This window comes from Mycolicibacterium psychrotolerans (genome assembly GCF_010729305.1).
Lineage (GTDB): Bacteria > Actinomycetota > Actinomycetes > Mycobacteriales > Mycobacteriaceae > Mycobacterium > Mycobacterium psychrotolerans.
In genome coordinates this window covers 2,701,347-2,721,444 of the sequence record NZ_AP022574.1, presented here as the reverse complement: position 1 = coordinate 2,721,444, position 20,098 = coordinate 2,701,347, and the positions used below count along the sequence as shown (strand labels likewise).

General features: G+C 68.7%; 12 protein-coding genes and 1 tRNA gene. 5 read left to right on the top strand and 8 right to left on the bottom strand.

Translation table 11 applies throughout. The features are described from left to right. Positions 1–153 precede the first annotated feature (153 nt). Positions 154–435, top strand: coding sequence for a hypothetical protein (locus G6N45_RS13465; protein ID WP_163722776.1), 282 nt, complete (start codon positions 154–156; stop codon positions 433–435). 55 nt (positions 436–490) lie between these two features. On the opposite strand, the gene G6N45_RS13460 is transcribed toward G6N45_RS13465, so the two are convergent. Then, entirely contained in the window at positions 491–1,711 is a 1,221-nt protein-coding gene (locus tag G6N45_RS13460; protein ID WP_163722775.1) for a L,D-transpeptidase, read from the bottom strand. Between the two features lie 157 nt (positions 1,712–1,868). Between G6N45_RS13460 and G6N45_RS13455 the strand changes: the two genes are divergently transcribed. From G6N45_RS13455 to G6N45_RS13445, 3 genes are all read left to right on the top strand, one after another. Then, positions 1,869–1,944 (top strand) — tRNA-Lys (locus tag G6N45_RS13455). A gap of 122 nt (positions 1,945–2,066) precedes the next feature. Next, complete coding sequence (locus G6N45_RS13450) at positions 2,067–3,296, top strand: serine hydrolase domain-containing protein (RefSeq protein WP_163722774.1); 1,230 nt, start codon at positions 2,067–2,069, stop codon at positions 3,294–3,296. A gap of 124 nt (positions 3,297–3,420) precedes the next feature. Then, on the top strand, positions 3,421–4,017 hold the full coding sequence (locus G6N45_RS13445; RefSeq protein WP_163722773.1) for a Rossmann-fold NAD(P)-binding domain-containing protein: 597 nt from the start codon (positions 3,421–3,423) through the stop codon (positions 4,015–4,017). 10 nt (positions 4,018–4,027) lie between these two features. Here the strand turns inward: G6N45_RS13445 and htpG are convergent, their stop codons facing one another. From htpG to G6N45_RS13425, 4 genes are all read right to left on the bottom strand, one after another. Then, positions 4,028–5,959, bottom strand: coding sequence for a molecular chaperone HtpG (htpG, locus tag G6N45_RS13440; RefSeq protein WP_163722772.1), 1,932 nt, complete (start codon positions 5,957–5,959; stop codon positions 4,028–4,030). A gap of 70 nt (positions 5,960–6,029) precedes the next feature. After that, positions 6,030–6,752: an MspA family porin gene (locus G6N45_RS13435; RefSeq protein ID WP_275997193.1), complete on the bottom strand. Its 723-nt coding sequence runs from the start codon at positions 6,750–6,752 to the stop codon at positions 6,030–6,032. Positions 6,753–6,882: 130 nt separating this feature from the next. Further along, entirely contained in the window at positions 6,883–7,260 is a 378-nt protein-coding gene (locus tag G6N45_RS13430) for a hypothetical protein (protein ID WP_057146116.1), read from the bottom strand. Between the two features lie 518 nt (positions 7,261–7,778). Beyond that, the gene (locus G6N45_RS13425; protein WP_163722770.1) at positions 7,779–8,003 is read right to left on the bottom strand and encodes a DUF3618 domain-containing protein; all 225 of its coding nucleotides are present in this window, start codon (positions 8,001–8,003) and stop codon (positions 7,779–7,781) included. Positions 8,004–8,108: 105 nt separating this feature from the next. On the opposite strand from G6N45_RS13425, the gene bcp reads away from it, so the two are divergent. Next, positions 8,109–8,582, top strand: a complete 474-nt coding sequence (gene bcp / locus G6N45_RS13420) for a thioredoxin-dependent thiol peroxidase (protein ID WP_163722769.1) — start codon at positions 8,109–8,111, stop codon at positions 8,580–8,582. Here the strand turns inward: bcp and G6N45_RS13415 are convergent. From G6N45_RS13415 to G6N45_RS13405, 3 genes are read right to left on the bottom strand one after another with little or no spacing between them, the layout of a single operon-like run. After that, positions 8,559–9,905, bottom strand: a complete 1,347-nt coding sequence (locus tag G6N45_RS13415) for a dipeptidase (RefSeq protein WP_163722768.1) — start codon at positions 9,903–9,905, stop codon at positions 8,559–8,561. The two genes, bcp and G6N45_RS13415, sit on opposite strands and share 24 nt — an antisense overlap. A gap of 21 nt (positions 9,906–9,926) precedes the next feature. Continuing rightward, a complete protein-coding gene (acpS, locus tag G6N45_RS13410; RefSeq protein WP_179965322.1) occupies positions 9,927–10,319 on the bottom strand; it encodes a holo-ACP synthase AcpS in 393 nt (130 codons plus the stop codon). 22 nt (positions 10,320–10,341) lie between these two features. Then, positions 10,342–19,632 carry a type I polyketide synthase gene (locus G6N45_RS13405; RefSeq protein WP_163722767.1) on the bottom strand — a complete coding sequence of 3,097 codons (9,291 nt, stop codon included), beginning with the start codon at positions 19,630–19,632 and terminating at the stop codon, positions 10,342–10,344. Positions 19,633–20,098 lie beyond the last annotated feature (466 nt).

Genomic DNA, 20,098 nt, shown 5'->3' with positions numbered 1-20,098 from the left:
TTCGAGTCCCGTCAGCCACCCGATGAGGTGGGAGGGCGTTTACGCCCTCCCACCTTTCGCGTTCCGGGCGTTGTTGGGATCGGTAGCCCCGCGGTCCGCCTTGACTGTGCTCCGCGCCGCAGCATCCGCGGACACCAGTCGAAAGGACCTCGCATGAAACTCGTCCCCGCCGCGCTAGAACCGCACATCAACCGCGTCGACCGCCAGCGCAGCCTGATGATCGGCATCAGCACCGGGCTGCTGGCCTTCTGGTCGGCATACCGGGTCTTATGGTCGCTGTACCTGAGCCTGACCTACGACTTCCTGTTCGGGTCGCTCGTCTTCCAGATCGCGCTGTGGAGCGTTGTCGGCGTCGCCGCGGCAATCGCCTCGGCGGCGTTCATCGGCCGCTACCTCGCGACTGCCTCAACGGATACCCCGAGCGAACACAGCTGACCACCGGGCCGAACCCTGCCCCGCCGGCCTCCGGCGGGGCACACGGCGTCACGGCCTAGATGTTGGCGTTGCCGGCCTTCCACTGCTCCCACGGGATGTTCCAGTCACCGAGGCCGTCGGTGCCGGGCAGGGTCGAGCCCACGGTGTTGACGATCTCCACGATGTCGCCGCGCTTGGCGTTGTTGTAGAACCACTGCCCGTTGCTGGTGCTGACGTTGATGCACCCGTGGCTGACATTGCTGTAGCCCTGGCTGCCGACCGACCACGGCGCCGCATGGACGTAGATGCCGCTGTAGGAGATCTGGGTGGCCCAGTCGACCTCGGTGCGATAGCCGTTCGGCGACTCCGCGGGCACACCGTAGGTGGAGGAATCCATCACCATGTGCGCGCGACGGTCACCGACGATGTAGGTGCCGTTGTTGGTGGGCGTGCTGTTCTTGCCCATCGACACCGGCATCGACTTGATGACCTCACCGTTGCGCCTGACCGTCAGCGTCTTGGTGTCGTCGTCGACCGTGGTGATCACCTGATCGCCGATCGTGAAGTTCGTCGAGACGTTCTCCTGGCCGAACAGTCCGTCACCGAGGTCCACACCGTAGGTGTTGACCTCGACCTCGACCTTGGTGCCGGGCTGCCAGTATTCGGCTGGGCGCCAACGCACTTCGCGATTGCTCAACCAGTAGAAGGCGCCCTCGACCGACGGAGTCGTCTTCACCGTGATCGCGCGCTGCGCGGCGACGCGGTTGGTGATGTTCTCGTCGAAGCGCACCGCCACCGGCTGCCCGACACCGACGACCTCCCCCTCGGCGGGCAGCACGTAGGGCATCGTCAGATTCTCCGGCGAGTGCGTCTCGAACGACATCTGGCGACTGGCGACACCGCCGAGACCGAGCGACTCCGCGGTCAGGGTGTAGCGCTTGTTGTAGCCGAGCGGTTCGGCGGTCTCCCACGTCAGGCCGTCCTTCGACAGCCGACCCTGCACGGGTTCGCCGTCCTCGTTGACCATCGACACCGCGCCGAGCACGCCGTATTCGGCGCTCACCGTCACCGGGGAGTCGACGCTCACGCCCACGGCGCCGTCCTTGACCGACGACGTCAGCTTCGGCACCAGCAGGTCACCGAACGGTGTGCCCTTGTCGCTGATCACCTGCGGCGTAGCCGGCTCGGTGCGGCCGCCGCACGCGGTCAAGCCCAGCGCGAGCGCGGGAACCAGCGCGACCGCGGCCAGCATGGCCAGCCTGCGTCGCGCACGCATCGCCGTGTTGACCTGCCCCATACTTCGCTCCACCTCGTCTACAGGATCTTCCCAGGAATGTTGCAGCCGATTCTACGGTGCGTTTCGACTGCTCACGTGACGGCGACGTTGCGGCCCGAGAACCCCGCGACGAGGCGATTTCCGTCCTGCGGCGGGGGCCTGTTATTGTCGCACACGCGCGCCGTTAGCTCAGTTGGTAGAGCAGCTGACTCTTAATCAGCGGGTCCGGGGTTCGAAACCCTGACGGCGCACCACCGCAAGAGCCCCGCCCCGGCGGGGCTTTCGCGTCTCCGGGCGACGGCCATCCTGTCAGCTGACCGTCACGCACGACGCAATTACGGCGCCGCGCCGCCCACCGGTGGAGCATGATGCGGGCATGCCCGCCGCAGGCCGCCTGGCCGCCGCAGTCTTCTTACTGCTGACGGCCTGCGCGCCGGCTCCTCAGCCCGCCGTCAATCCCCCTGCCTCTCCGAATGATTCGGGCCAGGCGGCTGCGATCATGCGCATCGTGGCCGGCGCCGTGGCCAAGTCCAACCTCAACGCCGCGATCGTCCGCGTCACGATCGACGGCCGCGAGGTGCTGACCGACGCGGTGGGCGACTCCATGACCGGCGTACCGGCGACGCCGGACATGCACTTCCGCAATGGAGCGGTGGCGATCTCGTATGTCTCGACGCTGCTGCTCCTGCTCGCCGAGGACGGCACCGTGGGGCTCGACGACAGGTTGTCCCGGTGGTTGCCCGACGTACCGCACGCCGATCGCGTGACGCTGCGTCAACTCGCGCAGATGACCTCCGGGTACGTCGATTATGTGTTGGGGAACACCGCGATGAACGATGCGCTGTACGCCGACCCGTTCCGCAACTGGACCACCGATGATCTGCTCGCCTTCGCGGTCACCCGCCCGCTGCTCTACGAGCCCGGCAGCAACTGGAATTACGCGCACACGAACTACGTGCTGCTGGGCCTGGCGCTGGAGAAGGCGACCGGCCGCCCGATGTCGGAGCTGCTGTCGGACCGGGTGCTGCGGCCGTTGGGCTTGACCAACACCGTCGCATCACAGAGTGCGGGGATACCGCAGCCGGTGCTGCACGCGTTCACCTCCGAGCGGCGCGCGGCACTCGACATACCGCCGGACCAACCGTTCTACGAGGACTCCACGTTCTGGAATCCGTCGTGGACCATCACACGCGGCGCGATCCAGACGACGAACATCTACGACCTCGAGGCCACGGCGGCCGCAATCGGATCGGGCCGACTGCTCGACCCGGATTACTACCGGATGATGGTGTCCACCGGCCTGCGCGGGCGCACGCGGAGTCAGCCGGGCTGCAGCACGTGTGCTCCGATGACCGAGGGCTACACCTACGGCCTCGGCGTCGTCATCTCCGGTGACTGGCTGCTGCAGAATCCGATGTTCGCCGGCTATGCCGCGGTCGCCGCCTACCTGCCCGCCCGCAAGATCGCGATCGCCGTCGCCACCACCTTCGCTCCTGCGGCGTTCAGCGCCGACGGTGACTACGCCAACGAGGCCGAGGCGCTGTTCCGGGCGATCGGCGCCGAGCTGGCACCCGAGGATGCACCGCCCATGCCGCCGCCGAGATAGTCGCCGACCGGTGCATGAAGTGACACATAACTCCTTAATGCAACCTTAAATTGATCTTATTTTTCTTAATTTCGCGCTAGGCTGAGGCACATCGTCGATGGCTACGGCCAGTCAGGAGTGCGCCATGTCTGCTGCATCCGAACGCGTCGTACTGTTCAGCGGAGGATCGACGGGCCTCGGTCCGGCGATCGCACGGCGGATGGGCGGGACCGAAGGACGCGTCGTCATCGCCGGCGCCCACACTCTCGCGAGCCCCGCGATCGAAACCGTGGCGGCCGACCACGGTCGCCTCGACGCGCTGGTGCTGGATGCCTCGGAGTGTGTGTCGCTGCCGGGCGATGATCCCGGCATGCTGCGCGCCTTTCACGAAAGGCACCGCGCACTGGTCTCGCTGGCGATACCCCTGATGTCACCCGGCGCCCGCATCGTATATGTCACCAGTCACCAGGCGCACTTCTTCCCGCACAAGGCGGTACCGAAGGGCTGCACCGCAGCCGTGGCGAGCATGCGCGCCGGCGAAACCGCCCTCTACGCCATGCGCTCCCAGCTCGGCCGCCGCGGCATCCACCTCAGTGTGGTGTCCAGCGAAAGGACCGGGAGCGGCACCCATTCCGCGACATCGATGCTCGAATTGAGCACCGCGGTCGTCGCCGCCGTCACCACCCGCACTCCGCCGGGCCTTGTCTGCGTCGGCGGGACGAACTACCTCATGACCGCCTGACGGTCGCCCGCTACAGCGTCCGGGCCAGCCGTGCGGCGAGCAGGTCGGCGAACCGCGCGGGATCGTCGAGGGCGCCGCCTTCGGCCAGAAGCGCTGTCCCGTAAAGCAACTCGGCCGTCTCGGCCACGTCCGGGTCCTGCCCACGCTCGCTGTGGGCCTGCCGCAGCCCGGTGACGAGCGGATGGTTGGGGTTCAACTCGAGGATCCGCTTGGTGGCGGGAACGTCCTGCCCGGACGCCCGGTAGAGGCGCGCGAGCGCCGGCGTGATGTCGAAGGCGTCGGTGATCAGGCAGGCCGGCGACTCGGTCAGGCGGGCGGACAGGCGCACGTCCTTGACGTGCTCGCCCAGCGTCTCCTTCAACCAGCTGATCAGGTCGGCGAACTGCTTTTCCTGCTCCTCGCGCTCGGCCTCGTGCGCCGACTTCTCCTCGTCGGACTCGAGATCGACCTCCCCGCGGGCCACCGATTGCAGCGCCTTGCCGTCGAACTCGGTGACGTTCTGCACCCACACTTCGTCGACGGGGTCGGTCAGCAGGAGCACCTCGTACCCCTTGGCCTTGAACGCCTCCAGATGCGGCGACCTGAGGATCTGCTCGCGGGTGTCGCCGGTGGCGTAGAAGATCTGGTCCTGACCGTCCATCATGCGCTCGACGTAGCCGGCGAGCGTGGTCGACTCCTCGTCGCTGCGCGTGGAGGCGAACGAGCAGACGCGCAGCAGCGCCTCCCGGTTGTCGAAGTCCGACAGCAGGCCTTCCTTGACGACCCTGCCGAACTGCGTCCAGAAGGTGCGGTAGTCCTCGGGACGCTCGGACTGCAGGTCCGCGATCGTCGAGAGGACCTTCTTGGTGAGTCGGCGGCGGATCGCCGTGACCTGACGGTCCTGCTGCAGGATCTCGCGGGACACGTTGAGCGACATGTCCGAAGCGTCGACGACGCCCTTGACGAAGCGCAGGTACTGCGGCAGCAGCTGGTCGCAGTCGCCCATGATGAACACGCGCCGGACGTAGAGCTGGATGCCGACGTGCGCGTCCTGGTTGAACAGATCGAACGGGGCGTGCGACGGGATGAACAGCAGCGCCTGGTATTCGAAGGTGCCCTCGGCCTTCATCGCGATGACCTCGAGCGGGTCGTCCCAGGCGTGGCCGATGTGCTTGTAGAACTCCGCGTACTCGTCGGCGGAGACCTCGTCTTTTGATCTCGCCCACAGCGCCTTCATCGAGTTGAGCGTCTCGGCCTCGACCGTGACGGTGTCCTCGCCTCCCTCGTCGCCGGCGGCACTGCGTCGCTCGACGTCCATCCGGATGGGCCAGGCGATGAAGTCCGAGTACTTCTTGACCAGGCTGCGGATCGTCCACTCCGCGGTGTAGTCGTGCAGCTCGTTCTCGGCGTCTTCCGGCTTGAGGTGCAACGTCACCGACGTTCCCTGCGGGGCGTCGTCGACGGAGGCGATGGTGTAGGTGCCGTCCCCGCTCGACTCCCACCGGGTGGCCGCGCTCTCACCGGCCTTGCGGGTGAGCAGCTCGACGCGGTCGGCCACCATGAACACCGAGTAGAAGCCGATACCGAACTGCCCGATCAACGCATCGGCGGCCCCCGCGGTGTCGGCCTCGCGCAACTGCTGGCGCACGCGCGCGGTACCCGACTTGGCCAGCGTGCCGATCAGATCCACGACCTCGTCCCGGCTCATGCCGATGCCGTTGTCGCGCACCGTGAGTGTGCGCGCCTGCTTGTCGACGTCGATGAAGATGTGCAGATCGGAGGTGTCGACGTCGAGGTCCTTGTTGCGGAAGGCCTCCAGCCGCAGCTTGTCCAGGGCGTCGGAGGCGTTGGAGATCAGCTCTCGCAGAAAAGAATCCTTGTTCGAGTAGACCGAGTGGATCATCAGATCCAGCAATTGCCGTGCCTCGGCCTGGAACTCGAACTGCTCGACGGTCGCGTTCATGAGACTCCCTCCTCGCTGTCGTGCTCGAATGTAGCGAGGCGCGGGTACGACGGACCAGGGGCGGGTCCGTTCAGACCTTCTTCGTCTCGCCGTAGTAGGCCAGCACCGCGTCCGAGACGTCGGTCGAGCGGGTCAGCACCGCGTACGAGCGGATGAACGACTCGCCGACGCAGCCGTCGATCTTGATGCGGAAGCCGCTCACCATGACCCACGGTTCGGCGCCGATGAACTGCTTCTCCGTCACCTTGACCATGTTGATGATGCCCGGCTTCAGTCCGATCGTGATACCGCCGCCGAGGTTGCCCCCGATACCTGGCAGGACGCCTTCCGGGAACGGCGAGATGACGTCGGTGCCCAGAATGCCTATTGACGGGTTGATGCCGGCGGTTCCCGTGAGCGAGACACCGTTGGACGTGCTCATGTCGATGCCGCAGCCGATCTGGTAGCCGACTTCGAGGGAGCCGCGCGGCGGCGCGTCCTCGTCTGGCCCGGACATCGATGCGGTGAAGACGCCGCCGACCTCGTACTCCCGGGACGAGATCGCCGTCGTCAACGGCGCGATGATCTTCTGGGTCTCGTCCTTGGCGCCCACGGTGAGAGTCCAGCCGTCCGGGCTGGTGGTGGTCGCCGGGGGCGGCGACACGACAGCGCCCTCGGGAGGCGCGTCGACGGGCGCGGCGACGGGCGCGGCGACGGGGTCGGCTGCGGCCGCCACGACAGGTTCCCCCGGTGTCGCCGGCGCGACGTCGGGTTCGGCGGTGGCCACCGGAGACCACAGCGCGGCGAGCAGCAACCAGCCGGCCGGCAGGGCAAGGAACGGTAGCCGCACGGAACACCTCTTCGGTCCAGCGATGGTTCAGACGTGACCTGAGAACCTACAGCGTCGCGACGGCGGACCGGCCGAAAAGTGATGAGATGCGGGCTCAGCGCCGTGGCGCGCCCGGCCCCGGCTGCCCGAGCAGAGGATTGACCTGCGCACCCGGCTGTCCGACGTGCTGCTGCTGATGCTGCTGGATGGCCTGCACGAGCGGGTTGTCCTTCATCAGCGCGCGGCGGTCATCCTCGCTGAGTTCGTAGAAGGTCCACATCGCCCAGGCGGCGGGCCGCACGTAAAGCGTGACCTTCTGCCGCTTGCGGTTGTTCTGCGGCAACATCGCCGGAATCGGGACCACACGGTCCAGCGTCACAGCGCTGACGAGCTCCTGCGCGAGCTGATCGACGTCGGTCAGATCCTGCAGCTCGTACACCGAAGCCTGGTGACTCGGTTGGGACGGGCCCTGCAGGGCGAGAAACCACGCCATCGCGCGTCTCCTTTGCTCGTGGGTCAGCCGTCAGCGTAGATGACTCGGTCGGCGATCTCGCGACCGTCTCTACCGGCCGTCGCCAGGCCGAGTAATTGACGATCTTGAAAAATCTTTGTGTAATCGCACTCGATCGGCCACCGATGTGCTAGAAGTCACCGTCCGGACCGCAATAGCCCCAGGCGTCAAACTCGACTTACGGTAACCGACATTCGACGGAGCCGTCGAAAAGATGGCGATTGCGCTGGGCAAAGAGCGAAGCCGGTGCTACTGTTCCGTTAGCTGTTGAGCAGGGGAACCGTTCGGGGTCACCTTTGCGGCACGAAACGAGGAAATTAGCTGATGTCAGGGCTGGCGGAACCGGTGTCGACCGGAATCGCGACAGACGGCGCGGCTGAGAACAGCGTCGCACCACGTCCGGTGCTGGTCCACAGCTGCAGCCGACTCGGACGCGTCGCGAACCCGCCCGGCTTTTCCTTCTCCGACTGGTTCCGTTCGGCGCGTCGTCGCTGAATGTGTCAGCGGCGAGCGCGCCGCACGGTCACCACGAGCACCAGAACGCCGACCCCGGCCAGCGTGATGGCCACCGGCGGTCGCTTGACGAAGCGCACCACGCCCGCCTTCAGGTCGTCGGCGAGCCGCCGCGGGTTGGCCCGCGCCGTCAACGAGTCGACGGTCACGGCCAACTGATCGCGTGCCTCGTCGATCTCGGCCTTGATGGTGTCGGGATCACGATCCGCCACGTATGCCTCCGCCTGTTTCCGCCCGCCCTTGTCCTGCCGCACTACCCTAGTTCAGCCGGTGCGCACCGCAGCGCCCGGTCACAGATCACCAGGAGACCACGACCCATGCCGCAGAAAACCCGGCTCGAGGCCGGCGACACAGCGCCTGCGTTCAGCCTTCCCGACGCCGACGGCAAGACCGTCGAACTCTCGGACTTCGGAGGCCGCAGAGTCATCGTGTATTTCTACCCGGCCGCCTCCACGCCGGGCTGCACCAAGGAGGCGTGCGACTTCCGGGACAACCTCGCCGAACTCAACGAGGCGGGCCTCGACGTCGTCGGCATCTCGCCCGACAAGCCCGAGAAGCTCGCGAAGTTCCGCGACAAGGAGGGACTCACTTTTCCGCTGCTCTCGGATCCCGACCGCAGCGTGCTGGAGGCATGGGGCGCCTACGGCGAGAAGACGATGTACGGCAAGACCGTGCAGGGCGTGATCCGCTCCACCTTCGTCGTCGACGAGAAGGGCAAGATCGAGGTGGCGCAGTACAACATCCGCGCCACCGGCCACGTGGCGAAGCTACGGCGCGACCTGTCGGTCTGATCCGAGTTTCTCGAGAAGCAGCGCCTCGGCGGTCGCGGCCCGCTCCAGCACGCCCAGGTGCAGGCTCTCGTTGATGCTGTGCGCCTGGGTGTCCGGATCCTCCACACCGGTCACGAGGATCTTGGCATCCGGAAACGCGCCCGCGAACGCGGCGATGAACGGAATCGATCCCCCGACACCGGTGTCGACGGCGTCCGTGCCCCACGCCTCCCGGAAAGCCTCCCGCGCCGCGTCGTACACCGGTCCGCCGGCGTCGATGGCATACGGCTGGCCGACGTCGCCGGGCGTGACGGTGACGCGCGCGCCCCACGGCGCGTGCCGCTCCAGGTGACGGGTCAGCGCGGCCAGATGCTCCGCGGCGTCACCGCCGGGCGCCACGCGCATGCTCACCTTCGCCCGCGCCGACGGGATGAGGGTGTTCGACGACTTGTCGATCGGGGTGGTGTCGATGCCGATGACGGTGATCGCAGGCTTGGCCCAAAGCCGTTGCGCCACTGACCCGGAACCGATCTCGCGCACCCCGTCGAGCAACCCGGTGTCGGCACGCACCCGCTCGGCGGTGTAGTCGACGTCGGCGGCGACGGATTCGTGCAGCCCCTCCACGGCGACGTTGCCGTCGTCGTCGTGCATGCCGGCCAGCAGGCGGACCAGGGCCGTGAGCGCGTCGGGCACCACCCCGCCCCACATGCCCGAGTGCAGTCCGTGGTCGAGGGTCGCGACCTCGACGATGCAATCGGCGAGACCCCGCAACGAGACCGTCAGCGACGGGATGTCGGTGCTCCAGTTGTCGGAGTCGGCGATCACGATGACGTCGGCGGCCAGCGCGTCCTTGTGCGCAGCCAGTAGCCGCGACAGCGAGGGCGACCCCGACTCCTCCTCCCCCTCCACGAAGACGGTCACCCCGACCGGCGGATTGCCACCGTGGGCGCGGAACGCTGCCAGATGCGTGGCGATGCCCGCCTTGTCGTCGGCGGTGCCACGTCCGTAGAGCCTGCCGTCGCGTTCGGTGGGGTCGAACGGCGCGGAGTGCCACGCCCCGGCGTCGCCTTCTGGCTGCACGTCGTGGTGGGCGTACAACAGGACCGTCGGCGCCCCGTCGGGCGCGGGGTGGTGGGCGATGACCGCCGGCGCCCCGCCCTCGGCGACGATGCGAACGTCACCGAAACCGGCGTCGGACAACAGCTTCGACACCGCCGCGGCGCTGCGTTGCACCTCCGGGCGGCGCCGCGGGTCGGCCCAGACCGACTCGATGCGCACCAGATCCTCGAGGTCGGCCCGCACCGAGGGCAGCACGTCACGCACGCGCTGGACGAGATCGCTCATGGCGTCGAGGGTAGTCCGGCGCTACCGCTCCTCGAGGATCGCGACCGCCGCGGCGGTGTCCGCCTCGTGGGTCAGCGACAGGTGGATGGTCACCTCTTTGAGATGCTCGGCCACCGCACCCGAGAGCCGGACCCGCGGACGGCCCCACATGTCGGTGATCACCTCGATGTCCCGGTGGATCGCCTCGGGCAGCACCGGCCTCTTGGAGAACCGCGACCCCGACCATGCCTTGATCACGGCCTCCTTGGCCGCCCACCTCGCCGCCAGGTGGCGCGCCGCCGACGAACTCTTGTCGGCGGCGTCGCGCCGCTCCCCTGGCGTGAACGTCTCGGCGAACACCGTGCCCGGCCGGTCCACCTGCTCGGCGAAGTCCGGGATGGAAACGAGGTCGATGCCTATCCCGACGATGCCCACGGGCAGCACGCTATCTCACGGGTCACCGCTGATACACGCCGTTCTCCCCGAGTCGGGACGCCATGTCCAGCAGCATGGCCGCTTCCTGCGCCTTCTCCGGGTGATCGTGGTCGAAGCGCCGGTCGGCGGGCCGCTCATACAGCGGCTGTCCGCCCGCGATCGCCGAGGCCAGCCTGCGCTGACCGGCCAGCGTGCGCTCCTGGGCCTGGGCGGTGTAGTCCGCCCGCTGCTCGGGAGTCAGCGTGGCCAGGAACGCCTGCGGATGCACCAGCGCGATCAGGCCCGAGACGTGACCGAACCCGAGGCTGGTCACCAGACCGGCCTTGAGCGGGTACTTCTCGCCCAGCCGCAGCGTCTCCCGCGGCCACACGAAGTGCGCCGAGGTCGCCAGCTCGTCGTCCACACAGTCCAGGCTGCGGTTCGGCGGAATGACGCCGTCGCGCAGGACCTGGCACAACCCGATCATCTGGAAGACCGCGGCACCGCCCTTGGCGTGGCCGGTCAGGCTCTTCTGACTGATCACGAACAGCGGCGCCCCGTCGGACCGGCCCAGTGAGGCCGCGAGCCGCTCGTGCAACTCGGTCTCGTTGGGGTCGTTGGCCAGCGTCGAGGTGTCGTGCTTGGAGATCACCGCGATGTCGTCGGCACCCACGCCCAGCTTGGCCAGCGAACGGGCCAGCACCGAGTCCCTGCCGCCACGACCGGCGCCCAGCGCGCCGAGCCCGGGTGCCGGGATCGAGGTGTGCACGCCGTCGGCGAACGACTGCGCGTACGCGACCACCGCGAGCACCGGCAGACCCATCTTCACCGCCAGGTCACCACGGGCCAGCAGAATCGTGCCGCCGCCCTCGGCCTCCAGGAAGCCGAGCCGGCGCCGATCGTTCGCCCGGGAGATCTTCGAGTCGCTGATGCCCTTGGCGCGCATCATCTCGGTGTCGGCGGTGGCCGCCATGTCACCGAATCCGATGATCGCCTCGAGCGTCAGGTCGTCGAAGCCGCCCGCCACGACCAACTCGGCCTTGCCGAGGCGGATCTTGTCGACGCCCTCCTCGACCGAGACCGCCGCGGTCGCGCATGCACCGACCGGGTGCACCATCGCGCCGTAGCCGCCGACATAGGACTGCATGACGTGTGCCGCAACGACGTTGGGCAGCACCTCCTGCAGGATGTCGTTGGGCTTGCTGCGACCCAGCAGGTTGCCGTGGTACATGGTCTGCATCGACGTCATGCCGCCCATGCCGGTGCCCTGCGTGGAGGCCACCAGGCTCGGGTGCACCCACCGCATCAGCTCAGCCGGGGTGAACCCCGACGACAGGAACGCGTCCACGGTCGCCACGATGTTCCACAGCGCCACCCGGTCGATCGAGGTCGCCATGTCGGGGCTGATGCCCCACACCGTCGGATCGAAGCCGGTGGGAATCTGGGCGCCCACGGTCCGCGACAGCTTCGTCTTTCGCGGCACGCGAATCTCGGTGCCCGCCTTGCGGATCACCTCCCAGTCACCGCTGTCCGGAATCGGCCGGGCCACGGTGTGCTCCGGGTCGAACTCGACGAACGCCCGCGCGTCGGCCTCGCTGGAGACCACGAACCGGAAGTCCTTGTCCAGGAACACACTGACCAGAAGCGGCGACGCGTGATCGGGGTCGATAGCACCGTCGTCGACGAACTCGCGGATGCCACAACGCTCCACCACGGTGTCGTGATACCGCTCGACCAGCTCGGACTCGTCGACGAGCTCGCCGGATTCCGTGTCGTACCAACCCGGTTGCGGGTCGTCCTCCCACGTGATCAGCCCGGTCGTCCAGGCCAGCTCGAGCACGCCGGCCGCCGAGAGCTCGTTGTCGACCTCCATCTCGAAGCGGGTGCGCGACGAGCCGTACGGACCCAGTTCGGCGCCGCCGACGATGACGATGAGATCGGCCGGGTCGACGTCGAGGTCGGCCCACTCCGGCGCCGGGGATGCCGGGACGGGACGCGGCGGGGACGGCAGAGCCGAAACCGTATGGCCGGCAGCCTCTTCCTCGGTCTCCTCCTCGGCCGGCGCCTCTGCGGCGTCGTCACGGGCCTTCGCGGCCAGCTCGGACAGGTCGAGGTCGGCCTCGGCCAGTCCGCCCGTCAGGTCGGCCTGCACAGGTTCCTGAGCCGCCGCAACCTTCGACTCGACGTCGCACAGGTCCAGCAGCATGCTGGCCATCTGCTCGGTCGAGTAGGTGGTCACCCCGGCCTCCTCGACCGCATCGACGATGACGTCGTTGTGGCCCATCAGCCCGGTCCCGCGGGTCCACCCGATCAGCGCGTGAGCCAGGCTGACCCGCTGCGCCCACGAGGTCTCGGCCTTCCAGCGCGACACCACCGCGTCCAGCGCGGCCTTGGCCTCGCCGTAGGCGCCGTCGCCGCCGAACATGCCGCGGTTGGGCGAGCCCGGCAGCACCACGTGCAGTCGGGCCGCGATGTCGCGGTCGGCACCGATGTGGGACAGCCCGGCGATCAGCCGCTGCACGGCCCACAGCAGGACCTTCATCTCCATCTCCGAGCGCGCACCGGCGTCGGAGAGGTCGCCACCCACCCGCGGCGCGGCGAAGGGGAACAGCAACGTCGGCGACAGCGCGTCCTTGATGTGGATCGACTTGGGCCCGAGGCTCTCGGTCTGCTCGGTGCCGACCCACTCGACCAGCGCATCGATGTCGTTGTAGGAGGCCATGTTCGCCGGCAGCACCCAGAGCTGGGCGCCGAAGCACGCGTTGTCCCGGTAGAGATTGCGGTAGAAGCCGAGCCGGGAGTCGTCCAGCTTGGACGTCGTCGCGATGACGGTCGCACCACCGGCGAGCAGCTGCGCAACCACCGAGGCGGCGATCGAGCCCTTCGAGGCGCCGGTGACGACCGCGACCTCGTCGCTGTAGCAACCCTTGCCCGGGTTCTCCGCCCCCGCTGCCGCGCGGGCGTACAGCGATGCGTGGACGGTACGTCCCGCAGCAAGCGCCTTGCCCTGCCAGTACGTCGCCTGGGTGCCGACCACGTGGCCTGCGCCCTCGAAGCGCTCCGCCAGGCGAGACCATTGCGCCTCGACCTCGTCGGGCTCCATCAGCCAGATCTTGACGAGATCCTCACGGGCACTGGCCCACCGGTCGTCGAGCAGCACCGCCTTGCGGGCGTCGAACGACGGCGCCACCAGGCGCGGCCAGTCCGACCCCAGTTCGGCGGTGACCAGATCGATTAGCTCCGCGTCCGCTGAGGAATCCGGCGTGACGAACGGGGCGCCCAGGCCCAGCTGATCGAGGATCGTGCGCGCCGCCGACGCGAGCACACCGTCGGGTCCGGTGACCTGCTCGGCGAACTCACCCAGCGCGGCGGAGTCGACGACACCGCCGCCTGCGCCACCGGCCGAGGGCAGCGCCACCGACACGCCGCGGCGTGCCGCCACGGCCGCCACCGCGGCGTCGATGGTCTTGTCCACGGCGGCCGCGTCGGCCAGCGCGCCGTCGTGCAGACCGCCCAGCGCCCCACCGCGGACACTGGACCCCTCACGGGTGCCCAGCGCCACCTCGACGGTGACGTGCTTGGCCCAGCCCTCGCCCAGTTCCCAGGTCTTGGTGACCCGCTCGGTGAGGTAGGCCGGCCGCTTGCCCGACGGCCCGAAGACCGTCCGCAACTGGTCGTTGATCGCGTCGGAGAGCACCGGGCCGAACGGCTTGTACGTCCGGGCCAGCTTGGTGACCTGAGACTTCAGCCCGGCCAGATCCGCTTCTGCCGCACCGTCGATCGCGCCGAGGTTCAGCTCCGATCCGAGGTCGACGAGCATCTGATTGCGTCGCGAGGACGCGCCGTCGGTGATCGACTCGATGGAGTCCAGCGGTTCGATCTGGTCGATGCGGATCTTCGCCGACAGCGCGATCAGCGCCATCGTGGCGTCCGAGGCGTCGAAGGTCAGATCGTCGGGCCGGGGTCCGCCGCTGGGCGCGGCGGCCGGCGCGGGTGCGGCGGGCGCCGCCTCCGCGGGGACGGCCTCCGGCTCGGCGGACGCGGGAGCCGGCGGGGTGTCCTCGATGTCCGGCTCGGGATCGGTGTCGGTCGCGAACAGCACCGCGGCGTCACGCTCGGCGTTGAGCACCTCGGTGGTGTTGTGCGAGTACTCCGGCAGTTTCAGCGTGTTGGTCGCAAGGCCGGCGACGGTCGGCGCGTTCTTGACGCCGATCTCGACGAAGCGCTCCACCCCGAGACCGCCCGCGGCCTCCTCGATGAACAGCAGATCCTGGGTCTCGATCCAGCGCACCGGGCTGGCGAACTGCCAGGCGAGCAGCTCGATGACGAGCTTGCGGCACAACTCCGCCGGACGTTCGTTACGCCACGTGTCGTAGTCGGCCAGGATCTCGTCGAGCGGCTCGGCAGGCACCAGATCGCGGATCTCCTGCACGAAGTCGCGGTCGAGGGTGAACGGCCGCGGCACCAGGTTCGGGATGTAGCGACCGACCAGCAGCTCGGGATCCGTGTCCTCGGGCATGACCCGCTCCAGCGCGCGGCGGAAGTCGGCGACGCCGACCCGCAGCACCGAGGAGTGGAACGGCACATCGATGCCGGGCACCAGGATGAAAGACCGCTTCCCGCCGCTCATCTCGCGGCGGCGCTCGACCTCTTCCTCGAGTGCCTCGAGGCCCGCGACGGTACCGGCGATGGCGTACTGCGAACCGCGCAGGTTGAAGTTGACGATCTCGAGAAATTCACCAGTGCGCTCGGAGATCTCGGCGACGAAGTCCTTCACGTCCGCATCGTCGAGGTCGATCTGCGAGGGCCGGATGGCGGCCAGCCGGTAGTTGGACCGGCCCTGCGCGTCGCGCGGCACGATGTCGTGCATCTTCGACCCGCGGTGGAACACCACCTCGAGCAGCGCCGGCAGCTCGTACACACCGGAGACGCACGCCAGCGCGGTGTACTCGCCGACGGAGTGACCGCACGCGATCGCGCCCTCGACGAAGGCGCCCTGCTCGCGCATCTCGGCGACCTGGGCGGCCGCCACGGTCGCCATCGCGACCTGGGTGAACTGCGTCAGGTACAGCACGCCCTCGGGATGGTGGTAGTGCACACCGGAGGCGATCAGGCTGGTCGGGTTGTCGCGCACCACGTGCAGCACCGAGAAGCCGAGCGTCTCGCGGGTGAACTTGTCCGCGATGTCCCAGACCTTGCGGGCGGCCTTGGAACGCGCCCGCACGTCCATCCCCATGCCCTTGGACTGGATGCCCTGGCCCGGGAAGGCATAGACGGTCTTGGGAGCGGCCAGTTGCGCGGTCGCGGCCATCACGAGCTCGCCACCGACCTTAGCCGCCACCTCGACGATCTCCGCCCCGCGGTCGATGCCGACCCGGTCGACGCGGAACTCGATCTCGTCGCCGGGCAGCACCATGCCCAGGAAACGGGACGTCCAGCCGACCAGACGCGCCGGCGGGGTCGCGCGGCCGTCGGTCGCGGTGACCGCGTGCTGCGCGGCGGCCGAGAGCCACATGCCGTGCACGATGGGGGTTTTCAGACCGGCGAGCAGCGCCGCGGCGCGATCGGTGTGGATCGGGTTGTGGTCACCGGACACCACCGCGAACGCACTCATGTCGACCGGGGCGTTGACGACGACATCGCGGCGGCGGCGCCGCGGGGTATCGGTCGCGTTGTCGGTGATGGCTCCGCCGGCGCGCGGCGGATCGGTCAGCTCGGCGGGGCCGGTGCGGCCGCGGATCGCGAACCGCTCCTCGAGCGTGGCCAGGGCGGTGCCCTCGGAGTCGGCGATCGTCACGATGACCGGGACGACACGCCCGACCTCGGTGTCGGTTGCCGCCGAAGCCGTTGCGGTGATGGTCAATTCGGCCTTGGTCGACGGCATCGTAGCGAGCAGGTGCGCCGCGTGATCCAGGTGCACCAGGCTCAGCAGGCCCTCGACGACGGGGAAGTCGTCACCGGTGACCGCGGACCCGATGGCCGAGAACACCGCGGGCCAGCACAGGCCGACCAGGGCGTCGGGCACCAGCGTGAGGCCCGGCGCCAGCGGAGCGCCGAAGGTCGCGGTGACACCGGTGTGGTCGGCGACCTTCTCCGGGTCCCATTCGACGGTGACCGTCGCGGTGTTGTCGACGACGGCCGGAAGCGCATCCGGGCCGTCCACACCGGCCGCGATCGCCAGCACCGCGCGCATGGCCTTCGAAGCGTCCTCGACGGTGACGATGGGCATACCGCCGTCGACCGTGCACGAGGGCAGCGTGAAGCGGATCTCAATCCAGATGTCGGACAGCGGAACACTCAGCGTCACAGCGACATCCCCCGGTCGCTCCGCTCCTGCCCGCCGATCCGAATCCGCGGCCAGTTCCAACCGCGCCCCGGTGTTCGGATGGGTGGCGCTGGGCTTGCCGGGCACGTCGTTGACCTGCCACTCGCCGGGGGCGCCGATGCGGTGCACCGGGTTGATCGCGGTGCGGCCTGCCCACAGCACGTCGGGCGAGTCGAGCACGACGGCCAGCGGACCGCTGACGTCGGCGCGGGCCTGACGGCGCGACACCACCGGCACCGGTTGCGCACCGGAGGCCAGCACGCGGTCCACGATCTCCTGCTCGAAGCGGTCGAGCAGGTCGCCGACCGGCTCGTCGACGCGGGTGATACCGGCGACCGCCTGGGTGCCCGGGATGATGCACACCTGGTCGGCGGTGTAGCGGGCGTCGTGCGCCTGCCACAGGGAGTCACTGCGCCACCAGCGCCGGACGTCCTTGTCGATGACGGGCACGAAGTTGACCGGCTTGCCCGGCGTCTTGCACAGCGTCACGAAGAACGGCAGGTCGGCCGGATGCAACCGCACCGTCTCGGCGTCCGGGTAGCGGGTGAGCAGGGCGGCGATCGCCGACTGCGGATCGTCGAGCAGGGCGTCGCCGTCGGCGCCGAACAACGTCTCGATCGGGCCGAAGTCCTTCTCGGACAACCGTGCCTCGGCGCGCTTGAGCATGTCGGCGAACCGGTCCCGCCAGGTGACGGCCAGCCAGGGGCTGCCGGGGGCCATGGTCTCGGCGGTGCTGTCGCCGGCGCCGATGGCCAGTTCCACGTAGCGCTGCAGCCACTGCAGGTAGGTCATGTCGCCGGCGTCACCGAAGTACGGCTTGGCCGTGGCGGCCATCGCGGCGATGATCTCGTCGCGTCGCTCGGCGACGGCGTCGGCGTCACCGGCGACCTCGTCGAGCAGGCGACCGCAGCGGGAGGCGGCGTTGTCGATCTCGTGGATGTCGGCGCCCAACTGGCTACGGCCGCTGGCCATTCCGTTGATTGCCCTGCCGGCACCGACCCAGGTGTCGGTGCCGCTGGTCTCCACCAGCATCCGCTTGACCGCAGGCGAGGTGGTCGCCTCCTTGGTGGCCATCGCCGCGGTGCCGACCAGGATGCCGTCCACCGGCATGGCCGGGAAGCCGTAGGCCTTGGCCCAGTCACCGCAGAGGTACTCGGCCGCCCGCTCGGGGGTGCCGACGCCACCGCCGACGCAGATCGTGATGTTGCGGTACTTGCGCAGCTCCCCGTAGGTGGACAGCAGCAGGTCGTCGAGGTCCTCCCAGGAGTGGTGTCCGCCGGCGCGGCCGCCCTCGATGTGGACGATGACGTCGCGGGCGGGCACCTCGGCGGCGATCTTGATGACCGACTTGATCTGGTCGACCGTTCCGGGCTTGAAGGTCACGTGGGTGATGCCGACGGTGTTGAGCTCCTCGATGAGGTCCACGGCCTCTTCGAGGTCGGGGATGCCCGCGGTGACGACGACGCCGTCGATCGGTGCCCCGGACTGACGCGCCTTCTGCACCAGCCGCTTACCGCCGACCTGCAGCTTCCACAGGTACGGATCGAGGAACAGCGAGTTGAACTGCACGGCACGGCCCGGCTCGAGCAGCTGGGTCAGCTCCTGGATGCGGGCGTCGAAGATCTCCTCGGTGACCTGACCGCCACCGGCGAGCTCGGCCCAGTGCCCGGCGTTGGCCGCCGCCGCGACGATCTTGGCGTCGACCGTCGTGGGCGTCATGCCTGCGAGCAGGATCGGCGAGCGGCCGGTGAGGCGGGTGAACTTCGTCGACGCCTTCACCGAGCCGCCGGGCAGGGCGACCGGGGTCGGTGCGTAGCTCGACCAGGCCGGCGCCACATCGGGCGCGGCGCCGACGGTGAACAGGCTGCGCTGCCCGGCGCGGGTGGCGGCCGCGACGATGCCGATGCCGAGGCCGCGGATCACCGGGGCGGTCAGCCGCGTCACGGTGTCGCTCGGGCCCAGGTCGATGATCCACTTGGCGCCCGCTGCGGCGAGCCCTTCGACCTCGGAAACCCAGTCGACCGGCTTGATGAAGATGTGCTCGGTGAGCATGCGGGTGAGGTCACGGTCCAGACCGGTGCGCGCCGCCCACTCCTCGACCAGGTCGACTCCGTCGGCCAGCCGCGGGGTGTGGAAGCCGACCTCCACATTGAGCTGGTTGAACACCGGGCGGAAGATGGCGCCGCCGCGCGTCTTGTTCTTGCGTTCGGCCTCTTCGCGCTCGGTGATCTTCTCGCAGTAGAGCTCGAAGCGGGCCAGCTGCTCGGGCGTGCCGGTGATGACCACCGAGCGGCGGCCGTTGCGGATGGAGAGCGCGGGAGCCAGGACCGTGCGCACGTCCTGGGCGAATTCGTCGAGGAGCTCGGCCATGCGGGCCGGGTCGACATTGGTCACCGACACCATCGGCGATTTGTCGCCGCGACCGACCATGCCGCGACGGCGCGACACCAGCGAGCCCGCAGCGCCGATGAGCTGTCCGATGGCCAGCAACTCGGCGTCACGCGCACCGCCGGCCTTGAGGGACTCGACGGCGGTCACGCCCTGCGAGTGCCCGGCGATCGCGACCGGCGGGTGGCCCTCCAGGTCCAGCCCCTGGCGCTTGAGCGCCCGCTGGGCGGCCATCTGGGTCAGCAGGATGCCGGGGCCGGAGATGGCGGCGGTGGTGAGGTCCTTGAGGGCCGGCAGCGGCTCGTCGGCGGCCAGCGCGCGGATCCACTTCATCGGCTCGAAGCCGATCGGCCGGACCACGACCAGTTCCCGGGCCAACGGCTCGAGCAGCAGTTCCGCCTCAGCGACCAGCTGGCTGATCTCGGACTCGATCCCGGCGGAGTTGACCAGCTCCTCCAGGTTTTCCAGCCAGGGGCCGCCCTGGCCGCCGAACGCGACGGCGTACGGTTCGCCGGCGTGCAGTCGATCGACGAGTGCGTGCGCTCCCGCCAGAGATTCGAAGGCCGGACCGCCTTCGGACTCGGAGCTGGTGGTCGCGCGGTGCTGGTCGTTGATCGTCACGTCGTGTGTTCTCCTCGGTGATGCGTTCGCGGCTTAAAGGGCGCGGTCGTCGGTGCTCGGGTGGGGCTCGTGTGCTCGTCGTTGGCGTCGGACGAGCCCTTCTGCGGGGCCAGTGCGATTCGGCGTCGAATCCGGCTGGTCTCGCCGCGGAGCCTCGAACGCATGAGGAGCCGTGGCGGACACTGCAGCCGTACTAAGAGTGTCATAAGAGACGACCCCAGTTTCGCCCCGAAAATGGTTACTAGCGAGTTCTACGCGTGGGTAACAGAATGTTGCATAACACCGGCCCGAACACGGTCGGATCCCTTCCGGGACAAACGTCCTGCTGGCGGGTGGTTACGGTCCAGTAAGATAGAAGCGCAGTTCAAGGCCGCATTGTTATGCAATCGTTATCTGGAAACCTGCGTTCGCACTACCGGTCCCGGCGTGGCGCACGTGCTCGACAACCCCGGCAGAACTGTATGGT

Bases quoted from the DNA above. Each gene is read 5' to 3' on its own strand.
- G6N45_RS13465 (WP_163722776.1), top strand. From the start codon at position 154: ATGAAACTCGTCCCCGCCGCGCTAGAACCGCACATCAACCGCGTCGAC.
- G6N45_RS13460 (WP_163722775.1), bottom strand. From the start codon at position 1,711: ATGGGGCAGGTCAACACGGCGATGCGTGCGCGACGCAGGCTGGCCATG.
- G6N45_RS13450 (WP_163722774.1), top strand. From the start codon at position 2,067: ATGCCCGCCGCAGGCCGCCTGGCCGCCGCAGTCTTCTTACTGCTGACG.
- G6N45_RS13445 (WP_163722773.1), top strand. From the start codon at position 3,421: ATGTCTGCTGCATCCGAACGCGTCGTACTGTTCAGCGGAGGATCGACG.
- htpG (WP_163722772.1), bottom strand. From the start codon at position 5,959: ATGAACGCGACCGTCGAGCAGTTCGAGTTCCAGGCCGAGGCACGGCAA.
- G6N45_RS13430 (WP_057146116.1), bottom strand. From the start codon at position 7,260: ATGGCGTGGTTTCTCGCCCTGCAGGGCCCGTCCCAACCGAGTCACCAG.
- bcp (WP_163722769.1), top strand. From the start codon at position 8,109: ATGCCGCAGAAAACCCGGCTCGAGGCCGGCGACACAGCGCCTGCGTTC.
- G6N45_RS13415 (WP_163722768.1), bottom strand. From the start codon at position 9,905: ATGAGCGATCTCGTCCAGCGCGTGCGTGACGTGCTGCCCTCGGTGCGG.